This window comes from Peribacillus faecalis (genome assembly GCF_014712675.1).
GTDB classification, from domain to species: domain Bacteria; phylum Bacillota; class Bacilli; order Bacillales; family DSM-1321; genus Bacillus_AD; species Bacillus_AD faecalis.
Genome location: NZ_JACXSI010000034.1, coordinates 1 through 21,661 on the forward strand (window position 1 = coordinate 1; position 21,661 = coordinate 21,661).

A 21,661-nucleotide genomic window follows, 5' to 3' on the forward strand; every position below is an offset into this window, starting at 1 on the left:
ATTTTGGTTGGCGAACCAAAAATATTTTAGCATCTTCGGAAGAGTTTTTTTAATACAACGCTGTAAGCTTTTTGGAACCCTAGGCCTAGCCTAGGGTTTTCGTTTTTATAATAAAGAACCCTTAACACCAGTAGTGTCAAGGGTTCTTCAAATCTATCAATCTATTAATACATAGTCATGTATTGGTCGCGTTCCCATGGGTGAACTTGCGTACGGAACATATCCCACTCGATTTCTTTTGCTTCTACAAAATGTTCGAATAAATGAGCTCCTAAAGCGGCTTTGATCACTTCATCAGTCTTTAAGTTATCTAATGCAGCATATAAAGTAGCAGGAAGATCGACGATACCTACTTCTGTGCGCTCTTCTTTAGACATTACATAAATATTGCGGTCTACTGGAGCCGGAGGAGTCAATTTGTTTTTGATTCCATCTAAGCCAGCTTGAAGCAATACAGCCAATGCCATATAAGGGTTTGCAGCAGGGTCAACACTACGTACTTCTACACGAGTGCTTAGGCCGCGTGAAGCAGGAATACGGATTAACGGGCTACGGTTTTGAGCTGACCAAGCAACATAACATGGTGCTTCATAACCTGGTACTAGACGCTTATAAGAGTTTACAGTCGGGTTAGTTACCGCTGTAAAGTTCGGAGCGTGCTTGATGATACCAGCGATGAATTGTTTTGCTGTTTCGCTTAGTTCTAAGTGCCCTTCAGTATCATAGAATGCATTTTCTTTACCTTTGAATAACGAAAGGTTACAGTGCATACCAGATCCGTTTACACCGAATAATGGTTTTGGCATGAATGTCGCGTGAAGACCGTGTTTGCGAGCGATTGTTTTAACAACCAACTTGAATGTTTGGATGTTGTCACATGCTGTAACAGCATCAGCGTATTTGAAGTCGATTTCGTGCTGACCAGGAGCTACCTCATGGTGAGACGCTTCGATTTCAAATCCCATTTCTTCAAGTTCTAATACGATATCACGACGGCAGTTTTCACCTAAATCTGTTGGAGCAAGGTCGAAATATCCGCCATTATCGTTTAATTCAAGAGTAGGCTCGCCTTTTTCATCTAATTTGAATAAGAAGAATTCTGGCTCAGGTCCAAGGTTGAAATCCGTGAAACCAAGCTCTCTCATTTCAGCAAGTACTCGTTTCAAGTTAGCACGAGGATCTCCTTCAAATGGAGTGCCATCTGGTTGATAAATATCGCAAATCAGACGTGCTACTTTACCTTTTTCAGCTGTCCAAGGGAAGACAACCCAAGTATCTAAATCAGGATATAAGTACATATCAGATTCTTCAATTCGAACGAATCCTTCAATTGAAGAACCGTCAAACATCATTTTGTTGTCTAATGCCTTTTCTAATTGGCTTACAGGAATTTCAACATTTTTGATTGTTCCTAAAATATCAGTGAATTGTAAACGAATGTACTTTACGTTTTCTTCCTTTGCCAGACGTGTAATGTCTTCACGAGTAAACTTTGCCATATTGAATCTTCCTCCCATTTTTTCTACTTTTTTATTTTTTTAATGAAAGAATCGGGACATATCTCCTTGCCGAAGCGAAGGACGATGTCTGTTATTATGAATGAGCTCGGCGCGTAAAAGCTTCCTTAGCTCTTCATTGGACAATTCCCGTTTTTCTTTTTCTTGTTGATGAACTTCACTTGTTTTTATTTGCGCCTCTTCCTTTACCGAAAAGACTTTCTTAATCCCGGCAAGATTAATACCCTGCTCTAGCATTTCTTTAATCTCTAGCAGCCGATCAATATCGTTTAACGAAAAGATTCTCTTGTTCCCTTCCGTCCTGGCCGGCGATATTAATTCATGTTCTTCGTAATATCGAATTTGACGCGCTGACAATTCTGTGAGCTGCATGACAATACTGATGGGAAATAGCGGCATAGAGCGTCGAATATTTTTACTATCCACCTTTTTTCCTCCTCACTTAACTGTTAATTATAGTTTATTAATTGTAATAATATTTGTCAATACAATGTTAGGTTTTCTTACATAAAAATTTTTAAATAGTTTATAAATTGTCAATTTTTCCGAACTCCGTAGAATTATACACCCTTCCCTCAATTATTGTCATATTTTTTGTAAAAAAATACTGTACTGTGAAAATTCAATCAAATAAACTCTCTTTTTGCCTATAAAAAGAGTCTGCCCCACCAGGACAGACCCAACTATGATTATAACGTAATTAATTTTTTCTCACAAAGAGAGTTCACTGCAATCAAAACTGCTGATTTAACATGGGAATAAGTTAAACCGCCTTGCACATAGGCAATGTATGGTGGGCGAATCGGACCATCAGCTGTCAGTTCAATGCTCGCTCCTTGAATAAATGTGCCCGCTGCCATTATGACATCATCCTCATAACCTGGCATGTAGTTCGGGTATGGTGTTACATGCGAGTTGATGGGTGATGCGTATTGAATCGCCTGACAGAAAGCAACCATCAACTCGCTATTATCAAATTGGACAGCCTGAATTAAATCAGTACGCTTCTCATTCCATTTCGGGAATGTATTCATGCCGATTGCTTCTAAAAAGGCACTAGTAAATTGAGCGCCCTTCAATGCTTGTCCGACAATGTGCGGTGCCATAAAGAACCCTTGATACATTTCTTGAAGCGAATATAAAGACGCTCCTGCTTCAGCTCCGATTCCAGGAGAAGTTAGGCGATAAGAACATGCTTCAACATATTCCTTCTTACCGACAATATATCCACCTGTCTTTGCTAGTCCGCCGCCCGGATTTTTGATCAATGAGCCAGCCATTAAATCGGCACCGACGTGGCAAGGTTCTTGTCTTTCTACGAATTCACCGTAACAGTTGTCTACAAATACGACGACATCATTTTTAATTCCTTTGACAAATTCAATCATCTCTTTAATTTCAGCGACAGTGAAGGATGGTCTTGCCGCATAGCCTTTTGAACGCTGAATACCGATCATTTTCGTTTCCGGCTTGATACTGTTCTTTACAGCTTCATAGTCGATTCTTCCTTCTACTGTTAAATCGACATGATTGTAGCTTATATTAAATTCCTTTAAAGAGCCGTTGCCGTTGCCACGAATACCGACAATCTCCTCTAGTGTATCATATGGCTTGCCAGTAATATAAAGCAATTCATCACCAGGACGCAAAATCCCAAATAAGGCGATTGAGATTGCATGTGTTCCTGATATGATTTGAGGACGAACGAGGCATGCTTCTCCGCCCAGCACTTCGGCATACACTTTTTCAAGCGTATCGCGACCGCTGTCATCATAGCCGTAGCCTGTTGTCGGATTGAAATGATAATCGCTTACTGTATTATTTTGAAAAGCTTTCAAAACACGAAATTGATTGTAATCAATGTTTTCTTCCACTGCTTTATGTACAGGAATCAACTTTTCTTCGATTTTTGTTACTAAAGTTTTTAATTGTTCACCGTATGTCAAATCTTGATACATGATGTTTCTCCTCTAAACTATAAATTCATTGTTCTTGCTTTTCGCAAGCGTTCACTTATCTCTTTAGAAACTTAACGCAAAAATGAGGAAAATGCAATGCATTTCCCTCATTCTCCAAATTGTAAATCTTGACTGCGCAGCGTTTGCAGTTCGCGCTTATCATATGCATCATTAATCAGTAATCTCATTGCCTGAGCGCGGATTGCTTTTTCAATAACATTCCTTATATAACGCCCATTGGAAAAACTGATCGGACTCCAGTTGCTTTTTATATATTGCAAATGCTCTTCAAGCTTCCTTTCAGCATCGTTGCTCAGCACATATTCTTTATCTTTCAGCATAATATCAGCTATTTCCATCAGCTGCGGAACAGAGTAATCGGGAAAATCAATGACAATCGGAAATCGGGAATGTAAGCCCGGGTTCAACAGCAGAAAATCATCCATTTCTTTTGAATAGCCGGCTAAAATTAATATAAAATCATGCTGCTTGTCTTCCATATGCTTCACTAGTGTATCTATCGCTTCTTTGCCGAAGTCTTTCTCTCCTCCCCGACCAAGTGAATAAGCCTCATCAATAAATAAGATGCCCCCTAATGCTTTTTTGACTAAATCACGTGTTTTCTGAGCAGTATGTCCGATATATTCCCCGACAAGATCAGCACGCTCACCTTCAATTAAATGGCCTTTCGACAATACTTCCATTTTTACAAATAGTTTACCAATCAGTCGGGCAACCGTCGTCTTCCCTGTGCCCGGGTTTCCTTTGAACATCATATGCAACGATTGTTTGCCTGCTTTCAAGCCCTTCTCCTGCCGCTTTTTATTGACATAAATCCATGCATATATTTGTTTAATGATTTTTTTCATTTCATCCATTCCAACTAATGAGGACAATTCCGCCTCAATTTCTTTTAAAGCTTGATGCTCGGGCGGAATTTCCTTTTCGTATGTTTCCATAATCGGCAACTCTTTTGTGGCAAAATTTCTTTTTTCTTTATTAATCACGATATTTATTTGCCCTTTATTTCTTCTGTTCGGCGTATCAGACAAAAAATCCACCCCGCTTGCTATCAAAGTGAAGCCTCCTGCATTACTTCTTATTATCTATATTCGAAGTAATCGGCAATTAGTAGTGCCATAGAAAAAAGCAGATGCATAAACATCTGCTTTCTTCTAATTATATAGAATGTACTATTCTTTTCCTTCAAAATTGATTTGAACATTTTTCTGCGGAGCAAAGGTTGAAATAGCATGTTTAAATACAAGCTGCTGCTTCCCTTCACTTTCAAACAGAACGGTAAAATTGTCGAACCCTTTGATTTGACCTCTAATTTGGAAGCCATTCAAAAGAAAGACTGTTACATAAATGCCTTCCTTGCGTAATTGATTTAAAAACTGATCTTGAATATTGACTGATGTTTTCATTTCAACTGATCCTCCTCACAAATCTGTATAGTAAAATATTCGCTTTACATCTAACTTTTCCTCTATGTATGAACATATTTCCAAAAAGTTTTTTTCTTCATTGCCCGGATTCATTTCAAACCATTGCAAATTCATTTTGTTGCGGAACCAGGTTAATTGCCTTTTTGCATAGCGTCTCGAGTTTTGCTTTAGATTTTCGATCGCTTGTTCATAAGTGACTTTTCCGTCGAAATACTCATAAAGCTCCTTATATCCTATGGCCTGTATCGACTGGCAATCTCGAATACCTTGATCATATAACGCCTGCACTTCTTCGAGCAGTCCTTCTTCAGCCATTATGTCCACTCTTCTGTTAATGCGCTCGTATAATCGTTCCCTTTCCATCGTCAGTCCGATTAAAGCAGCATCATACACATAGTCATCATTTTGCTTTTCCAGTTGCTCGCTCATTTTTTTGCCTGTGCAATGGTAAATTTCCAACGCTCTGATCACTCTTCTTACATTGTTCGGATGTATGCGTTCAGCGCTTGCTTCATCAATATCAGCCAATAAATTATGTACATATTGAACGCCATTTTCCCTTGCCGATTGTTCAAGCTCCAAACGATATTCCTCATCTTTAACACTTTCAGCATAGGAATATTGCTGCAATACTGCCTCAATGTAAAGGCCTGTGCCTCCGGCGATAATCGGTAGCTTCCCTCTGGACGTAATATCGTCAATGCATTTTGTCACAAGCTCCTGAAATTGCGCTACATTAAAACTATCCGTCGGTTCGATAATATCAATTAAATGATGTGGCACACCTTGCATTTCTTCTTTTTTGATTTTGGCTGTCCCGATATCCATCCCTTTATAGATTTGCATCGAATCCCCGCTGATGATTTCTCCGTTAAACGCTTTTGCTAGATCAATGCTGAGCTTTGTTTTCCCTACTGCGGTAGGCCCCATAATAACAACTACTTTTTGTTTGTCACTCACTTTTTTCAACTACCCTTTTGTCATTGTCCACCATACGGTGACATCTTCTATCTTATTTCTTTTATAGTATCATATCAAACCATCGTTAAGGGAGGGCCAACTGGTCATAAATAAAATTGCTACATAATATTCACATTTCTACAGCAAATTTTTTCTAAGACAACAATTAAAGTTATTCCCATTTATGCATTGCTTAAACGAAAAAAAATTTTATATTTTCGCTTAACCGTAGCATACTAACAATCATTAACGACGAAAAGGGGATGATTGATTTGCTGCGCTCACTATTCCGCAACAAAAAAAAGCCGCCTGCATCTGTCCAAAACAAAGCAACACCGCAAATTGACCGACTCCAACTGACTTTCACAAAAAATCTGAACGATAATCTTGAAAAAATCAAGCAGACTTTACAAGACAGTTCGGATATTACCGTTAAAAAAATTGTTCTGAACAATCTTGATGCAGCAATTATCTTTATTGATACGCTTTCAGACAAAATGGATATTGAAAAAGTAATAGACAATCTTACGGCCAGCAATTATCCGTTTGAAGAGACATTATCCTTTACGCTGAAAACATATGAGAATAAAGACTCCCTTTCGAAAGATTGTATTAATGATATGCTGGCAGGATATGTGCTGCTCTTCTTCGACGGACAGAAAGCACCTTACAGTTTTATGGCGCGCAAGCATGACGGGCGCTCTGTCTCACAACCGATTAACGAACAAATTATTCAAGGCTCTCACGAAGGCTTTACAGAATCGTTAGAAACCAATCTTTTTTTGACGCGAAAAAATCTGATTTCGCCAAATATGACCGTCAAAACTTTTCAAATCGGAAAAGAAGCGCAAAAAACGGTGGCATTACTCTATTTAAACAATTTAGCCGACCCTGATTTGATTCGAAAAATAGAGAAAAGGATTAATAGCATTGATACCGACAGTTTATTCAGTTTCGCCTATTTAGTGGACTATATCGAGGATTATACGTTCACACCCTTTCCCCAATGCCTGGCAACAGAGCGGGTTGATCGTGTATGCGGCAATTTGACGGAAGGACGTGTCGCACTTTTTATTGAAGGGTCCGCATCAGCATTAATCTTGCCGGTTACGTTCTTCGCGTTTTATCAATCGCCCGACGATTACAATACACGATTCACAATCGGTTCTTTTTACCGTCTAATTCGCTATCTTGCTTTTTTAATAGCGATTTTGCTGCCTTCACTTTATATTGCCATTATCGGATTTCATAACGAAGTATTGCCTTCTTATTTAGTTTTCATGGCGAAAAAATCAGTCGAAACAATACCTTACCGGCCGCTTATTGAAGCCGGGATTGTGGAAATATTCATTGAACTGATTAGAGAAGCAAGTTTGCGTTTGCCGACAAAAATCGGTCCAACAATCGGCATAGTAGGCGGACTTGTCATTGGAGATGCAATTGTCCAGGCCGGTCTTGTATCCAATTTGATGGTAGTTATCGTAGCGTTGACATCCATTTCTTCATTCGTCATTCCATCTTCGGATATGAGTCTGACTGTCCGGATATTACGTTTTCCGTTTATGATTATGGCAGCCTTTCTCGGACTTTACGGCATACTAATCGGCTTTTTAATATTGATCGGTCATTTATGTAAACTGCAACCGTTCGGCATTCCTTATTTAGCGCCGATTTCTCCGATCAAATGGAGCGATTTAAAAGATACGATTATTCGGGCACCTGTTATCACGATGAATCGACGGCCGGCAGAAACTAAAACAAAAAATATTATTCGTCAAGGCTTTTCAAGGTGGTGGAAGAAAAATGAGTGATCTGCAAATGAATCGATTAACAAAATCTCAGTTTTTCTTTTTTACGCTGCATGCCCAATTAGGAATGGCAATCTTGTCATTGCCTCACATATTGGGATTGAGAGCCGGTCATGACGGCTGGATATCGGTCATCGTCTGCCTTCTTTTCGCACTTGGATTATCAGCACTTTATTATTTCATTGTGAAACAATATCCGGATAAAAATTTTTTTGAGATCACGGTCGATATTTTCGGCAAAACAGCAGGCAAAGTGATTAACTTAATTTTAATTACCTACTACTTTCTGTATGCCGTTTTAATGGCGCAAAAATGCATCGATGTGCTAAATCTATGGTTATACTATCGAACACCACCATGGGTGCTGATCAGCTTATTTATTTTTGTGTGCTATTACATTGTAAATGCTGACTTGCAAATTATTGGGCGGTTTCTCATACTGTCATCTTTCTTTATTTTTTTAATTTTGTTTTTTGTAACATGGACAATCCAAGATTTGAACCCGTTATATTTATTGCCGATCGGTGAAGCAGGCATCACGAATATATTGAAAGGATCGTTCCATGGCATTACTGCTTTTGCCGGGTTTGAGACGTTTCTTTTCATTCATGCTTTTACTGCCGGAACAGTGAAAACTAAGGTTAAATGGGAAAGAATCAGCATACTGACTGCCGGTTCGTTTTACTTAATCACCACTCTCATTTGCTTTATGTATTTTCCGAATGCCGCTAAAAACATCGAACACCCTGTCGTTTATTTGCTTGTGCCAACGAAGTTCACCATACTTGAGAGAATTGAAGTATTTTTCCTCGCAGGTTGGGTTGTCGTTATGATTACTTCTTGTATGTGCTTTCTATACGTTTGTTGTCTAGGCATCGGCAGACTCCGTAAAAGAGCTGATCATAAAAAAGAAGTAGGCATTGTCGCTTTAATAATGTTTATACTTACTATTTTAGCGGATAAAGTGGATAGCCTATCGTTTTGGATAACAGTTGAATCCGTTCAGCTATATTTTACGTATGTCACGATTTTATTCATTCCACTTCTCGTTGCCGTAATAATGATTTTCAAGGGCAGGAAGGTGAATAAGCATGAAACATAAACGATTTTTCTTGCTGATCATGGCTATTCAAATAGTGCTTTTAACCGGCTGCTGGGACGAAAAATTGCTGAGGGATACTCGTTTTATTTTGGCAATCGGACTTGATAAAGGAAAACACGGGGAAATTACCGGGATTTACTCGACACCAAACGCAAACAATTACCCGAATTCAACTATTTTAACAACGGTGCAGGCTCACACTGTCCGCAGATTGACTATGGACGTTGCCGATAAAGTATCGGAGAATTTGGACACAACTAGAATTGAATTCATATTTTTTGGAGATAAACTCGCTAAAGAAGAAGGAATTTTTCCGTATTTGAATATATCATTGCGTGATCCGAATAATCCATTAAATCCGCTTTTAGCGATTACAAAAGGGGAAGTTAAGGAATACTTTCTGACTCCGATTCCTAACGAAAAAATCATTTCAGAGTATTATAATGATTTGATTAAAGGTGCCCAAAAACGGATGATTTTTACCGATGTAAATGTTTTGACCGGATCTCGAATTTTCCATAATGAGGGGAAAGACCTTCTTATTCCTTACTTATCACAATCTCCGGACAAAACACCGAGAGTAGCAGGATTGGCTTTATTTAACGGCAGTCATTTCACCGGTAAAACCTTTAATGAACAGGAAAGTATTCTCTTCAATATCATGGATAATAAATCAGTGAAGAATAAACCGAGCCTAATTAAAAAAATCGCCTCGAATGAGGAACCCGATATCGAAAATTATATCTCGATTAATGTAATGAAAGCGAAGCGAGATTTGAATATGCAAGTTAAAAACGGTCGCGTCATCGGTCGCATAAAAGTTAATTTAGATGTGGAAGTAATTGAATCACCGCTTTATGAAAAAGGTCAGAGCAATGAATATATCCAAAAACAACTCAGAAAAAAATTCACTGAGACCGGCAATAAAATTCTTGAAAAACTGCAAAATGCCAACTGTGACGGGCTCGCACTCGGAAGACAATTAATGGCTTTTCATAATGATGAATTTAAAAGAATGAACTGGAAAGAAGTCGGTTATCAACAGGCTGATTTAAAAGTAGATTTTGATGTAAAGATTATTAGCCATGGAGTCATTCGATAAGAAAAGCGTATCTGATAAAATTCAGATACGCTCTTTTAGTCTTATCGCTACTACATAATTCTTTTAAACATCTTCTCTATTTCACGTGTCGAATAGTGTATGATGATCGGACGTCCGTGCGGGCATGTAAACGGATCAGAGCTGTAGCGCAACTGCTCAAGCAATGCCGCTATTTCATCTTGACGCAAATGATGATTCGCTTTGATTGATGCTTTACAGCTCATCAAAATAGCCGCTTCTTCTCTCAGCTTCTTAATATCAACCTTCTTCATTTGCAGCAGCTGATCAATAATGCTCTCGACAATATCCTGCTCATCTCCTTGCGGGAACCATTGCGGGTGCGAACGGATGATGAAAGCGTTATGTCCGAAATCCTCAAGGAAAATGCCGACTTCTTGCAACAAATCGATATTCTCCTTAATTTTAATGCTTTCATCAGTTGAATATTGCAGTGTAATCGGAACGAGCATATCTTGCAGTTCCTGACTTACTTCTCCTACTTTATCACGAAAATATTCATACTTAAGACGTTCCTGCGCCGCATGCTGGTCAATCATATACAAGCCGTTTTCATTTTGCGCCAATATATAGGTGCCATGCAGTTGCCCGATCGGATACATTGTCGGAATTCTGCTTTGCGCCTCTTGGCTATGATGCTGCGGTTCAGGCTGCGAAGGCGCTGATTCGTAGTCTTGCTCTAGATATTGTGCAGCTTCCTCCATCTCCTCCTCATGATCTGTCGGTACATAGTCAGCAGGAGGAGTAGAAAACGGCTGCTGTAATGCTGACGGCTCCGGCAGCGTATCAGCAATTGGTTCTTTCATCGGCTCAACCGCAGCAGGAAACGGCTCAGCAGGCGGTTTAATTTTTTTCCAATCATTCACTTGCGTTTCCCGTATAGACTGCGTAAAATCAGCAATTACTTTCTTCTCCTGCCTGCTTGGAGGCTGATAGCCCGATTCAAGCGAGAAGGATACTTGCTCAGATTGCGGTTTTGCTTTCGGCTTTTTCTCTTCAACGGCCGATGGAATGAGGACTTCCTTCTTAAAGGCAGCAATAATTGTATTGGTGATCAGCTCCATCAATTCTTGTTCCTTGCTCAGTCGTACTTCAAGCTTAGAAGGATGCACATTGACATCAACCAATAAAGGATCCATTTCAATATTCAGCATTGCAATCGGATAGCGACCGATTGGAAGCAATGTATGGTAACCTGACAAAATCGCCTTCGTTAATAAATAGTTTTTAATATAGCGGCCATTAATCAGTAATGACATATAGTTTCTTGAAGCGCGCGTCGTTTCCGGATAAGAGATATAGCCGCTAATATTGAAATCGAGAGACTGCGCTTCAATCGGAATCATTTTTTTAGCAATGTTAAAACCGTAAATTGCCGCTAAAACAGCACGCACATCACCGTTTCCGTTTGTGCGAAGAATTTGATTGCCGTTATGCGTTAAACGAAACGATATTTCCGGATGCGATAAAGCAAGACGGTTAACAACATCAGTTACGTTTCCAAGTTCGGTATGAATCGTTTTGACATATTTCAGGCGGGCAGGCGTGTTGAAGAATAAATCTGAAACGGTAATCTCTGTTCCCTTTCTGGCATCACTTCCTGTCTCAGAAATGATTTTCCCGCCCTCTAAAACAAGGTGCGTACCGGCATTTTCACCGGTACTAGTTTTAAGTTCGAGTCTGGAAACGGAAGCGATACTTGGCAAAGCCTCTCCGCGGAAACCGAGTGTGCGAATACGGAACAGATCATTTTCATTTTTGATTTTACTTGTAGCATGGCGATGAAAAGCTTTTTTTACATCGTCACTTTCAATACCATCACCATTATCAATGATTCGAATTGCTTGCAATCCTGCTTCTTCCAATTCAATTTCAATGATTGTACTGTTGGCATCAATGCTATTTTCCGTTAATTCCTTTACGACAGATGCCGGCCGTTCAACAACCTCACCGGCTGCAATTTTATTAGACAGGTCATCGCTTAATTGAATGATTTTCCCCAAGTATCTTCACCTCCGTGCTATTTAATGTGTTTTTGTAATTCATATAAGGCATTCATCGCATCAAGTGGCGTCATTTCTAGAATGTTGATTTTTTTCAACTGTTGAATGCATTTATGCTCTTTGCTTGAAAGCTTGTCTTCTTTCGGTACCCGGTCGGCTGCTGTGAAAAATGACAGTTGCTCTGTGTCATCAGTTACTACTGTTGCCGCTGTTTCTTTAACGACCGGCTCAACTGGCTGCTGTTGCGTTTGCGGAATGGGATTTCCTTCAAATTGCTGCAAAAGCTCATTCGCTCTTTTAATCAATTCCTCCGGAAGTTCGGCCAACTGCGCTACATGTATACCATAACTTTTATCAGCCGCGCCTTCTTTAATTTTATGCAAGAAGACAACTTTACCGTTTTGCTCAATTGCGCTTACATGTACATTTTTCAATTGTTTCAATTCGTCCTCAAGCGTTGTTAATTCATGATAGTGCGTTGAAAACAGTGTTTTAGCACCAATTTTGCCATGAATATATTCAATGATTGCCTGCGCGAGCGCCATTCCGTCATAAGTAGACGTACCACGACCGATTTCATCAAACAAGATTAAGCTGTTTTGCGTCGCATGAGCAATCGCATGCTTCGCTTCCAGCATTTCTACCATGAATGTACTTTGGCCGGAAATAAGATCATCTGCTGCCCCGATACGGGTAAAGATTTGATCAAATATCGGCAATTCTGCTTGATCGGCAGGGACAAAACATCCGATTTGAGCTAGCACTGCTGTTAAAGCGACTTGTCTCATATACGTACTTTTACCACTCATGTTCGGTCCAGTAATAAGAAGCATTTCGCGCTCACTGTTCATTATGCAGTCATTCGGCACATATTGCTGTTTTTGCATCACTTTTTCAACAACCGGGTGTCGGCCATTCACAATCGCAATACGTCGCTCATCGGAAAATACCGGTTTAACATAATGACGGTTTTCACTCACTGTCGCAAAACATTGCATAACGTCTAGCTCGCTAATGCATTTCGCCAAGCTTTGCAGGCGCGGAATATACTCTTTCACATGCTCCCGCAGTTTCACGAATATATCATATTCTAGATCAATCATTTTCTCTTCTGCTTCTAAAATTAAAGCCTCTTTTTCCTTCAGTTCCGGTGTAATATAACGTTCGGCATTCGTCAACGTTTGCTTGCGCTCATATCGTCCCTCTTCAAGCAAATGAATATTCGCTTTCGTCACTTCAATATAATAACCAAACACACGGTTAAAGCCGACTTTCAATGATTTAATGCCGGTAATATCGCGCTCCTGCTTCTCTAACGCGGCGATCCATGTTTTACCGTTACGGCTCGCATCACGGTATTGATCCAGTTGTTCATCGTAGCCATCCATAATCATATTGCCTTCTTTTATAGAAAGCGGCGGGTTCTCGACTAGCGCCTGTTCAAGCATATCTGCAACCTCTTCACATGGGTCGCATTGGTTGATAATTAGCTCAAGCTTGCTGTCATTCATTTCTTCTAGAATAGCAATAATTTTAGGCACTTGATGCAATGATTTTTTCAAGGCAATCAAATCGCGGGCATTGGCATTGCCGAATGCGACACGGCCGGAAAGACGCTCTAAATCATATACTTCTTTCAAGCTTTCCCGCAGCTCTTCACGGTTAAAATAATTGTTTAATAATACTTCAACTGTATTTTGGCGTTCAATAATGCTTTCTTTTGTGATAAGCGGCCGATCGACCCATTGCTTTAGCATTCGAGCTCCCATCGCTGTTTTCGTTTCGTCAAGAAGCCATAATAACGAGCCATGCTTGCCTTTGCTGCGAATTGTTTCTGTTAGTTCCAGATTACGCTTTGAGTGGTAATCAATTTTTAAATAATGGCTTGTATCATAAGTAACTGTTTTTTGCATATGCGCAAGACCGCGCTTTTGCGTATTAAACAAGTAATGAAGCAAACGGGCTGTTGTCACAACTAACTTTTCTTGTGTTAAATCAGCTATAATTCCTTCAAACTCCGGAGCAACAGCTGTTTCGTTTTGAATAGAGAAAACGATGGACTGTCTTTCGCTCAGCTGCTTTTGCAGATCAGCAGGAAAACTTTCGTCAATTATCATTTCTTTAGCGGCCAAAGCTGTCACTTCATTAATGACATCCTGAAATGAGTTGGTCAGTAAAGTCACCTTATTTTCACCGGTAGAAAGGTCGGCGAAAGCAAATCCGAATGTTTGGTCGGCAAACCGCGTCACTGATGTCACATAGTTATTCTGCTTTTCGTCAATGCCACGTCCTTGCATAACTGTCCCAGGTGTGATCATTTGCACGACCTCACGCTTAACTACCCCTTTTGCTTGCCTTGGATCTTCGACTTGCTCGCAGATAGCTACTTTATAGCCTCTTTCAATTAATGTATCAATATAGTTAGCAGCAGAGTGATACGGTATGCCGCACATTGGAATTCTTTCCGTAGAACCACCGTCTCTGCTCGTTAATGTTATTTCAAGTTCTTGAGACGCTTTAACGGCATCATCAAAGAACATCTCATAAAAGTCACCTAAACGAAAAAATAAAAAGGCATCAGGATAATCTGCCTTTACTTGTAAATATTGCATAATCATTGGCGTGTAAGTGGCCATGTTCATTTCAAAACCTTTCGTACAAAAAATTATCTTCAGTTTCACTCTATCCCGTTTATTATAGCACACTAATTTGGCTAGTTGCGCTTATACTATAGACTTAAAATTGGTCACTACGTCGAGTTTCCACATCGTTGCCAATTTATGTTCTTATAGTGCTAGAAAAAACGACACCGGCCCTTTTTATCAAGAATAATGCTCCTTAGGTTCACATCGATGAAAAAAGAGCCATGCGGGTAACGAAAAGCGGAAGCGGCCCACAAGTATTGAACAGCGACTAAGGACGCTACGTCCGGATATCTTCATCGCTGTGACTCTCATCGTGAGAGCCTCACACAAGAAACCCACCTTTGGTTTCTTGTGTGAGGCGTTTAAAAGAACATCGGCTAAGAACGCCACGTCCTGTTGCAACGCCGATATGACCTAATTCCTGTAGGCCGCCGAGCATGGCAGGTGTGAGCCATCTATGTTCAAAATTATACACTTATCTCTAAAAATAAAAACTAGGAAGTTTCCCCCCTAGCATACATGTTATTTCTCATATTCCATTATAAAGTCCGGCTGAATTTCGTGGAGATCGTCGTCATCGACATCATTGAACCAGTCATCATCGTCAGCTCTTCCATCAGGACTCACCGCAACGACTACCTTCGTTTCGCCAATCACTTCAACAAAAAATTCTTTCTCGACTTCCACAACAATTTTCTGCCCATCTCCATTAATGCAGGCTTCAATGCAATTTGGCTGTTGAACAACTCTCACCACTATTTCACGATCATCCAGGAAATCAGGGTCACGGTACTTTAAATTGACGACGTCTGTATATTGAACTTTTTCTGTTTTAACACCTGTTTTCGTATTTTTGTTATACGAATACCAGATGCTGATATCGAAACTGCCGCTTATATGGACCTTCTTCCCATTCTTTTTCGCTGTATAATGATGATTTATAATCCAACAACCAAGAATGCTGGAAGGATTTTGATCCGGGCAAATAGTTTCATTGGACCTTGTAAATTTGCGTCCTTTGGCCACCACTGCCTTTGTTATAATCTCTCTATACTGTGACATGAAGCGAACCCTCCTCATTCATTTTCAATTCATCCTATGCGTGTTAAATGTCTAGTGTGAATAAAATTATCCCTACTGCATCAATAGGCGGATTTCATAATTCATTGTATGCAATAATGGAGGCTGTGTGCCTTTGGAGACGACAGTGGACGTACAAAATTTAATAAGAAAAACATTGCAGGTCCTTGTTTGTTTTTAAATTTATTTCTTTATAGGGAAACTACTTTTACCGGGACAAAGATGCAAAAAAGTCCCGTGAAAATTCACGGGACTTTACTGATTGATTATGAACAGCTGCTGGCTGTTTGATTTTTCACTTCTGCGCCGGTTTGGCCGCGCAATACATTTCCTTCAGTTGATTCTATGATGAGGTCTGTAACTTTATTAGAAATTGCCGAAGATACCATTTGCAGCAGTTCATTGACCTCGATTTGAGATTGCTTGAACTCCTGAACAACAGGAATCTCATCAATTTCTTCTTCAATAGCGTGAATACGATCTTGTACTTGCTTGTATGCTCTCTCTTTGCCGTAATGCTCGAAATTAATCGATTGTTTTTGCAAGCTTTTTAAGCTGGCAATTAATTCACGAACCCGTTTGTTTTCATGAATTTGCGCCTCGGCTTTTTTAAAGAAATCCACTTCTTCTGTTTCTGCAATCATTGCTGCAAGTTCTTGCGCTTTTTTAATAAGATCGTCTTTTGTATAAGTTCCCACTATTATTTCACCTCAATTATTTGATCCACCATTTCTCCGTTTAATGACCATGTTTTAGCATCTGTAATACGCACTTTCACAATTTGTCCGATAGCTGATTTAGGTCCGACAAAGTTTACTAGCTTGCTCTTAGTCGTATATCCCGCTAAAACATCTGGGTTATTTTTGCTTTCCCCTTCGACTAATACATCAACAATTTGCCCTTTATGCTCAAGCATTTTTTGCGCGGAGATTTCATTAACAACGGCATTTAAGCGCTGCAAACGTTCTTTCTTAACACTCATTGGCACGTTATCGACCATTTTCGCTGCCGGAGTACCTTCTCGCGGAGAATAAATAAATGTATAAGCCGCATCATAACCTACCTCTTTATATAAAGAAAGGGTTTCTTCGAATTGCTCTTCTGTCTCATTCGGATAGCCGACAATAATATCAGTTGTCAATGAAACATTCGGTATCGCCGCTTTAATTTTTCTGACAAGCTCTAAGTATTGCTCGCGGTTGTATTTGCGCGCCATAATCTTCAGCACTTCTGAACTTCCTGACTGAACTGGAAGATGAATATGGTCAACTAAGTTACCGCCTTTAGCCAACACTTCGATTAGACGATCGTCAAAATCGCGCGGATGACTTGTTGTGAAACGAATGCGTGGAATGTCAATCTTACGGATTTCATCCATCAAATCGCCAAGACCGTATTTCATATCTGTAAAATCTTTCCCATACGCATTAACATTTTGACCTAAAAGCGTTACTTCTTGATAGCCTTGCGCAGCCAAGTGTCTGACTTCCTGAATGATATCTTCCGGACGGCGGCTTCTTTCTTTACCTCGCGTAAACGGAACAATGCAGTACGTACAGAACTTATCGCATCCGTACATAATGTTAACCCAGCCTTTAATATTGCCTTTACGGACTTTCGGAAGGTTTTCAATGATATCCCCTTCTTTAGACCACACTTCTACAACCATTTCCTTCGACATATAAGCGTCTTGGAGGATGTTCGGTAGACGGTGAATATTATGTGTCCCGAAAATCATATCTACGAATTGATGCTTTTGAAGAATGCGGTTAACAACCGATTCCTCCTGTGACATACAGCCGCACACACCGATCAGCAAGTCTGGATTTTCTCGCTTCAGCGCTTTCAAGTGGCCAAGCTCTCCAAACACTTTATTTTCCGCATTTTCACGGATCGCACACGTATTGAGAAGAATTACATTTGTCTCTTTCACATCAGTAGTTGGTTCATAGCCTAAAGCCATAAAAATACCTGCCATTACTTCTGTATCATGCTCATTCATTTGGCAGCCGTAAGTACGAATTAAAAACTTTCTGCCTTTCCCCATATCTCTGAACTGCTCAGAAATAGAAAAATCATTATGATATTGGACAGCTTCTTTACCACGTCTCTTTGCATCCTTTAAAGAAGGAGCCGCATATGTCTTTTCAAAATATTTGCTGTAGTCCTTTTCGGATTTTTTGTCCGTTGGTCTACTTTCTTTTACTTGTTGAGATTCTGTACGTTGTTTTTCATTCATACGTTGGATCTCCTTTCTTTATGATTATACTTCATGATAGTCATTGTTTTTTCACAAAATGTGCCAATTATTTAACAGAAACAATCACTTTTTAGTATAAATGTTTTGCTTGGTTTAAACAATAGCTGAAAAAAAACGAATAGCTCTCTATTCTTTTTCGGACATTAACACATTTCTTCATAACTAGGTACAAGCCTTTTCAAGTTACCAGCCTTGTACATACATTACAGTGAACGATAATTAAAAGGAGAGTGTAATAATGGGTAACTATAACAATCAAGGTGGACATGGACATGATGGCAGCTCCAACAACAACAACAACAACAACAGCAATAGTAACTTATCTTTCTGTGAACATGTAGGTCTTTGCAATTGCATTAACTCTGGCCGTTTTAATAACTTTGACTCCGGCAATGAAAGACGCAGACGTAAACACCGCTCTGAATCAAGCAGCAGTAGCAGTAGCAGTAGCAGTAGCAGCAGCTGCAGACATCATAGAAGAAGAAATCAAAACTACGACAATAACTACAACAACAATAATCAAAACTACAATAATCAAAACAACAATAATTACAATAACAACCGAAACTGTTGTTGCCGCAGACGCTGCGGCGGATTCTGCGGCGGGTTCTGCGGAGGCTTCTTCTGGTAATCTAATAAATTACTGAAAGTAAAAGAGAGCAAAAGGATTATTTCCTTTAGCTCTCTTTTTTTACTTAAAATAGTATATTTTTTTGAACTCAGTTGGCTGTCTAACCTTATACCTGCCATGCTTGGTCCTAAGCCACCCCACCCAAGAAACCAAAACCGGGTTTCCTTGGATGGTTCGTCTTAGTCCTGCCGCATGGCCCCTTTTTCATTGAAGTGAAATCAATGAGTGAAATCAAAAATGAAAAAGGACCGGTAACGGTTTTTCTTACTTAAATTCCTCAACTAATTGATCAAAGCTTTCTTGCGTTAATTCAAGTTTAGCAGAGGCAAGCGGTGTTTCAGCGTAACCTTTCACTAAATCTTGATACGATTGGCGTGTTTGATCTTGATAAATGATTCCCGTTACTAAACTATTATGCTTCATTAATGTTTGCATAGCCATTTCACGGCTGGAAGAATCATAACCTTCTATCTCAGAAAGCTTCGTCAAGTTTTCTTTAAACCAATCATACGTATTGATCTTATTATATGTGACACACGGGCTGAACACATTAATCAATGAAAAACCTTTATGGTTAATGCCGGCTTCAATAATGTTCGTCAAATCTTTCAGATCTGTTGAGAAACTTTGCGCTACAAATGTCGCCCCTGCAGTCAATGCCATTTCCATTGGAGAAAGCGCCGGCTCAATCGATCCTTGCGGAGTTGATTTTGTCTTGAAGCCCGCAGCAGAACGCGGTGACGTTTGTCCTTTTGTCAGCCCGTAAATTTGGTTATCCATAACGATATATGTGACATCAATATTTCGACGGATTGCATGGATTGTATGCCCCATTCCGATCGCAAACCCGTCTCCGTCTCCTCCTGAAGCAATGACTGTCAGATCGCGATTTGCCATTTTAACTCCTTGTGCAATAGGCAAGGAACGACCATGGATGCCGTGAAAGCCATATGATTTAATGTAGCCGGAAATACGGCCGGAACAGCCGATACCTGAAATAATTGCTAATTGATCCGGTTGTAAGCCGGCACTTGCAGCCGCACGCTGAATAGCAGCCTGAACAGAGAAATCTCCGCAACCCGGGCACCAGTTCGGTTTAACATCGTTTCTAAAATCTTTAAATGTAGCCATTATTAGAACAACTCCTTGCATTTCGAGTGAATTTCATGCGGCAAGAACGGATTTCCGTCATATTTTAAGATGCTCTTAATTTTGTTTACCTGGCCGATATTCATCTTAATAATATTCGCTAATTGTCCTGTTGCATTGTTTTCAATAACAACGACTTTTTTAGCGGAATTCACGAGCGGCAGCATTTCTTCAACAGGGAACGGATGAATAAGACGCATATGGGCATGATTTACTTTCAAGCCGTCTGCTTCAAGTCGAGCCATCCCTTCTTCTATCACTCCGCGAGTAGAGTTGAATCCTACAATCAATAAATCTGCTTCCTCATGTTTCGCATTTTTATAGACCGGCATCGGAAACTTAATATCTTTAATTTTTCTCATTCGCTTATCCATTTGAGCAATGCGGTTTGGTGCTGCTTCAGATGGTTTTCCTGTTTCATCATGCTCAACACCCGTCACGTGGTGAATCCCGTTCTTCATACCCGGGATGACACGCGGTGAAATTCCATCATCCGTCACTTCATAACGTTTGAAGTAGCCTGTCGCTTCCGGAATTTCATCTTGGATTAATTTACCTCGGCGGATTTGTACACGCCCTAACTCAAGCGGCTGTACCGTCTGCTTGCCAAGTGAAAGCTGCAAGTCTGTTAAAACAATGACCGGCACCTGATATTCTTCTGCTAGATTAAAAGCTTCAGCCGTATCATAAAATGCCTCTTCAACCGTACTAGGAGCCATTACAATTTTCGGGATTTCACCGTGCGTTCCGTATATCATCGCCATTAAGTCCGATTGTTCTTGTTTTGTCGGTAACCCTGTCGAAGGACCGCCCCGCTGAGTATCGACGACTACAAGCGGTGTTTCAGTAATCCCGGATAATCCAAGTGCTTCCATTTTCAAAGAGAGACCAGGTCCGGCAGAAGCAGTAAGCGCTCTTACACCGGCATAGTTCGCACCGATTGCCATCGTAACTGCTGCAATCTCATCTTCAGTTTGAATGACTGTTCCCCCGACAGCAGGAAGTTTTTTGATTAAATATTCCATAATTTCAGAAGCCGGTGTAATAGGATAAGCTGCCATAAATCGGCACCCGCCTGCCAATGCACCAAGTGCAATCGCATCATTGCCGATCATAAACAATCGTTTCTGCCCATCACCCTTTTCAAGTTGCATAGCTCCCTTTTGGTCACCAAGTTCTTCTGCCATATAATCATATCCGGCTTTAATAGCATCCAAGTTTTTCTGAACCACTTGCTCTCCCTTGCGGCCAAAAATCTCTTCGACAACTTCTTTGAACACAGCAATATCAATGCCTAAAATAGAACAAGATGCACCTACAGCCACCATGTTTTTCATTAACGATGTGCCAAGCCCCGTTGCAATTTCCGTGAAAGGAACACTATACATTACTGCCTTTGTGTCTTCAGGACATTGCGGCTTAAATTTTGTATCAGCAATAATGATTCCGCTATCATGAAGTTCTTTATAATTGACATCGATTGTTTCTTGGTCAAACGCAACAAGTATATCTAAATCATCAGATACAGAACGCGTTTCAGATGTGCTAACCCGAATCTTATTGTTCGTATGACCTCCTTTAATCCGAGATGAGAAGTGACGGTATCCATATAAATAATAGCCAAGTCGATTAAGCGCTATACTGAAGATTTCCCCAGTGCTTTCAATCCCTTCTCCTTGCTGTCCGCCTACTTTCCATGAAAGTTGATTAATCATTGCTTACACCCCTTTAGTTGCACCATAAATGGAAAAATAATAAATATTAGCCCGTATAAAAAATAGAGTACGAGATGATATCTTCAAACTTTATTATAACAATTTTTTCTATTTATACGACTCAAAAGATTCTGTCTTTCAATATTTTATTATTTCTAATTACAATGCTAGTTGCTCGACATATCAATTGCCGTAAAAACGTTTCTATTTAAACGGTACTAAATGCTTACAATTCTAGACCTATAATCTAAAAAAATCAACAATA

Annotated in this window: 17 protein-coding genes; 4 read left to right on the forward strand and 13 right to left on the reverse strand. The window is 39.9% G+C overall.

All coding sequences use genetic code 11. The features are described 5' to 3' along the window. Positions 1 to 164: 164 nt before the first annotated feature. The 6 genes from glnA to miaA form a co-directional block, all read right to left on the reverse strand. The gene (glnA, locus tag IEO70_RS13455) at positions 165 to 1,499 is read right to left on the reverse strand and encodes a type I glutamate--ammonia ligase (protein WP_190998887.1); all 1,335 of its coding nucleotides are present in this window, start codon (positions 1,497 to 1,499) and stop codon (positions 165 to 167) included. 39 nt (positions 1,500 to 1,538) lie between these two features. Further along, positions 1,539 to 1,943, reverse strand: a complete 405-nt coding sequence (locus IEO70_RS13460; RefSeq protein WP_407949316.1) for a MerR family transcriptional regulator — start codon at positions 1,941 to 1,943, stop codon at positions 1,539 to 1,541. 263 nt (positions 1,944 to 2,206) lie between these two features. Then, positions 2,207 to 3,475, reverse strand: coding sequence for a methionine gamma-lyase family protein (locus tag IEO70_RS13465; protein ID WP_190998888.1), 1,269 nt, complete (start codon positions 3,473 to 3,475; stop codon positions 2,207 to 2,209). 107 nt (positions 3,476 to 3,582) lie between these two features. After that, entirely contained in the window at positions 3,583 to 4,551 is a 969-nt protein-coding gene (spoVK, locus tag IEO70_RS13470) for a stage V sporulation protein K (RefSeq protein ID WP_235973610.1), read from the reverse strand. Positions 4,552 to 4,668: 117 nt separating this feature from the next. Continuing rightward, the gene (hfq, locus tag IEO70_RS13475; RefSeq protein WP_190998889.1) at positions 4,669 to 4,902 is read right to left on the reverse strand and encodes an RNA chaperone Hfq; all 234 of its coding nucleotides are present in this window, start codon (positions 4,900 to 4,902) and stop codon (positions 4,669 to 4,671) included. Positions 4,903 to 4,917: 15 nt separating this feature from the next. After that, positions 4,918 to 5,883, reverse strand: coding sequence for a tRNA (adenosine(37)-N6)-dimethylallyltransferase MiaA (gene miaA / locus IEO70_RS13480; RefSeq protein WP_407949319.1), 966 nt, complete (start codon positions 5,881 to 5,883; stop codon positions 4,918 to 4,920). A gap of 272 nt (positions 5,884 to 6,155) precedes the next feature. Here miaA and IEO70_RS13485 point away from each other — a divergent pair, with 272 nt between their 5' ends. Genes IEO70_RS13485 through IEO70_RS13495 form a run of 3 tightly spaced genes read left to right on the forward strand, consistent with a single transcriptional unit; the run spans position 6,156 to position 9,895 of the window. Next, complete coding sequence (locus IEO70_RS13485) at positions 6,156 to 7,694, forward strand: spore germination protein (RefSeq protein WP_190998891.1); 1,539 nt, start codon at positions 6,156 to 6,158, stop codon at positions 7,692 to 7,694. After that, on the forward strand, positions 7,687 to 8,793 hold the full coding sequence (locus IEO70_RS13490) for a GerAB/ArcD/ProY family transporter (RefSeq protein WP_190998892.1): 1,107 nt from the start codon (positions 7,687 to 7,689) through the stop codon (positions 8,791 to 8,793). Before IEO70_RS13485 ends, IEO70_RS13490 begins: the two co-directional genes overlap by 8 nt. After that, positions 8,783 to 9,895 carry a Ger(x)C family spore germination protein gene (locus IEO70_RS13495; RefSeq protein WP_190998893.1) on the forward strand — a complete coding sequence of 371 codons (1,113 nt, stop codon included), beginning with the start codon at positions 8,783 to 8,785 and terminating at the stop codon, positions 9,893 to 9,895. The genes IEO70_RS13490 and IEO70_RS13495 overlap by 11 nt, the downstream gene beginning before the upstream one ends. A 50-nt stretch (positions 9,896 to 9,945) precedes the next feature. On the opposite strand, the gene mutL is transcribed toward IEO70_RS13495, so the two are convergent. The 5 genes from mutL to miaB all read right to left on the reverse strand — a co-directional run bounded on the left by mutL (position 9,946) and on the right by miaB (position 17,880). Then, complete coding sequence (mutL, locus tag IEO70_RS13500) at positions 9,946 to 11,916, reverse strand: DNA mismatch repair endonuclease MutL (protein WP_190998894.1); 1,971 nt, start codon at positions 11,914 to 11,916, stop codon at positions 9,946 to 9,948. Between the two features lie 17 nt (positions 11,917 to 11,933). Beyond that, positions 11,934 to 14,552: a DNA mismatch repair protein MutS gene (gene mutS / locus IEO70_RS13505; protein ID WP_190999005.1), complete on the reverse strand. Its 2,619-nt coding sequence runs from the start codon at positions 14,550 to 14,552 to the stop codon at positions 11,934 to 11,936. Positions 14,553 to 15,083: 531 nt separating this feature from the next. Beyond that, complete coding sequence (gene cotE / locus IEO70_RS13510) at positions 15,084 to 15,623, reverse strand: outer spore coat protein CotE (RefSeq protein WP_190998895.1); 540 nt, start codon at positions 15,621 to 15,623, stop codon at positions 15,084 to 15,086. Between the two features lie 284 nt (positions 15,624 to 15,907). After that, positions 15,908 to 16,339, reverse strand: a complete 432-nt coding sequence (locus IEO70_RS13515; protein WP_190998896.1) for a RicAFT regulatory complex protein RicA family protein — start codon at positions 16,337 to 16,339, stop codon at positions 15,908 to 15,910. 2 nt (positions 16,340 to 16,341) lie between these two features. Continuing rightward, positions 16,342 to 17,880, reverse strand: a complete 1,539-nt coding sequence (gene miaB, locus IEO70_RS13520; RefSeq protein ID WP_190998897.1) for a tRNA (N6-isopentenyl adenosine(37)-C2)-methylthiotransferase MiaB — start codon at positions 17,878 to 17,880, stop codon at positions 16,342 to 16,344. Between the two features lie 413 nt (positions 17,881 to 18,293). Here miaB and IEO70_RS13525 point away from each other — a divergent pair, with 413 nt between their 5' ends. Next, positions 18,294 to 18,548 (forward strand): hypothetical protein, encoded by a 255-nt coding sequence (locus tag IEO70_RS13525; protein WP_190998898.1) that lies wholly within the window; start codon positions 18,294 to 18,296, stop codon positions 18,546 to 18,548. A gap of 248 nt (positions 18,549 to 18,796) precedes the next feature. On the opposite strand, the gene IEO70_RS13530 is transcribed toward IEO70_RS13525, so the two are convergent. Both IEO70_RS13530 and IEO70_RS13535 read right to left on the reverse strand, forming a co-directional pair. Further along, complete coding sequence (locus IEO70_RS13530; RefSeq protein WP_190998899.1) at positions 18,797 to 19,663, reverse strand: 2-oxoacid:ferredoxin oxidoreductase subunit beta; 867 nt, start codon at positions 19,661 to 19,663, stop codon at positions 18,797 to 18,799. Between the two features lie 2 nt (positions 19,664 to 19,665). After that, positions 19,666 to 21,396 (reverse strand): 2-oxoacid:acceptor oxidoreductase subunit alpha, encoded by a 1,731-nt coding sequence (locus IEO70_RS13535; RefSeq protein ID WP_190998900.1) that lies wholly within the window; start codon positions 21,394 to 21,396, stop codon positions 19,666 to 19,668. Positions 21,397 to 21,661 lie beyond the last annotated feature (265 nt).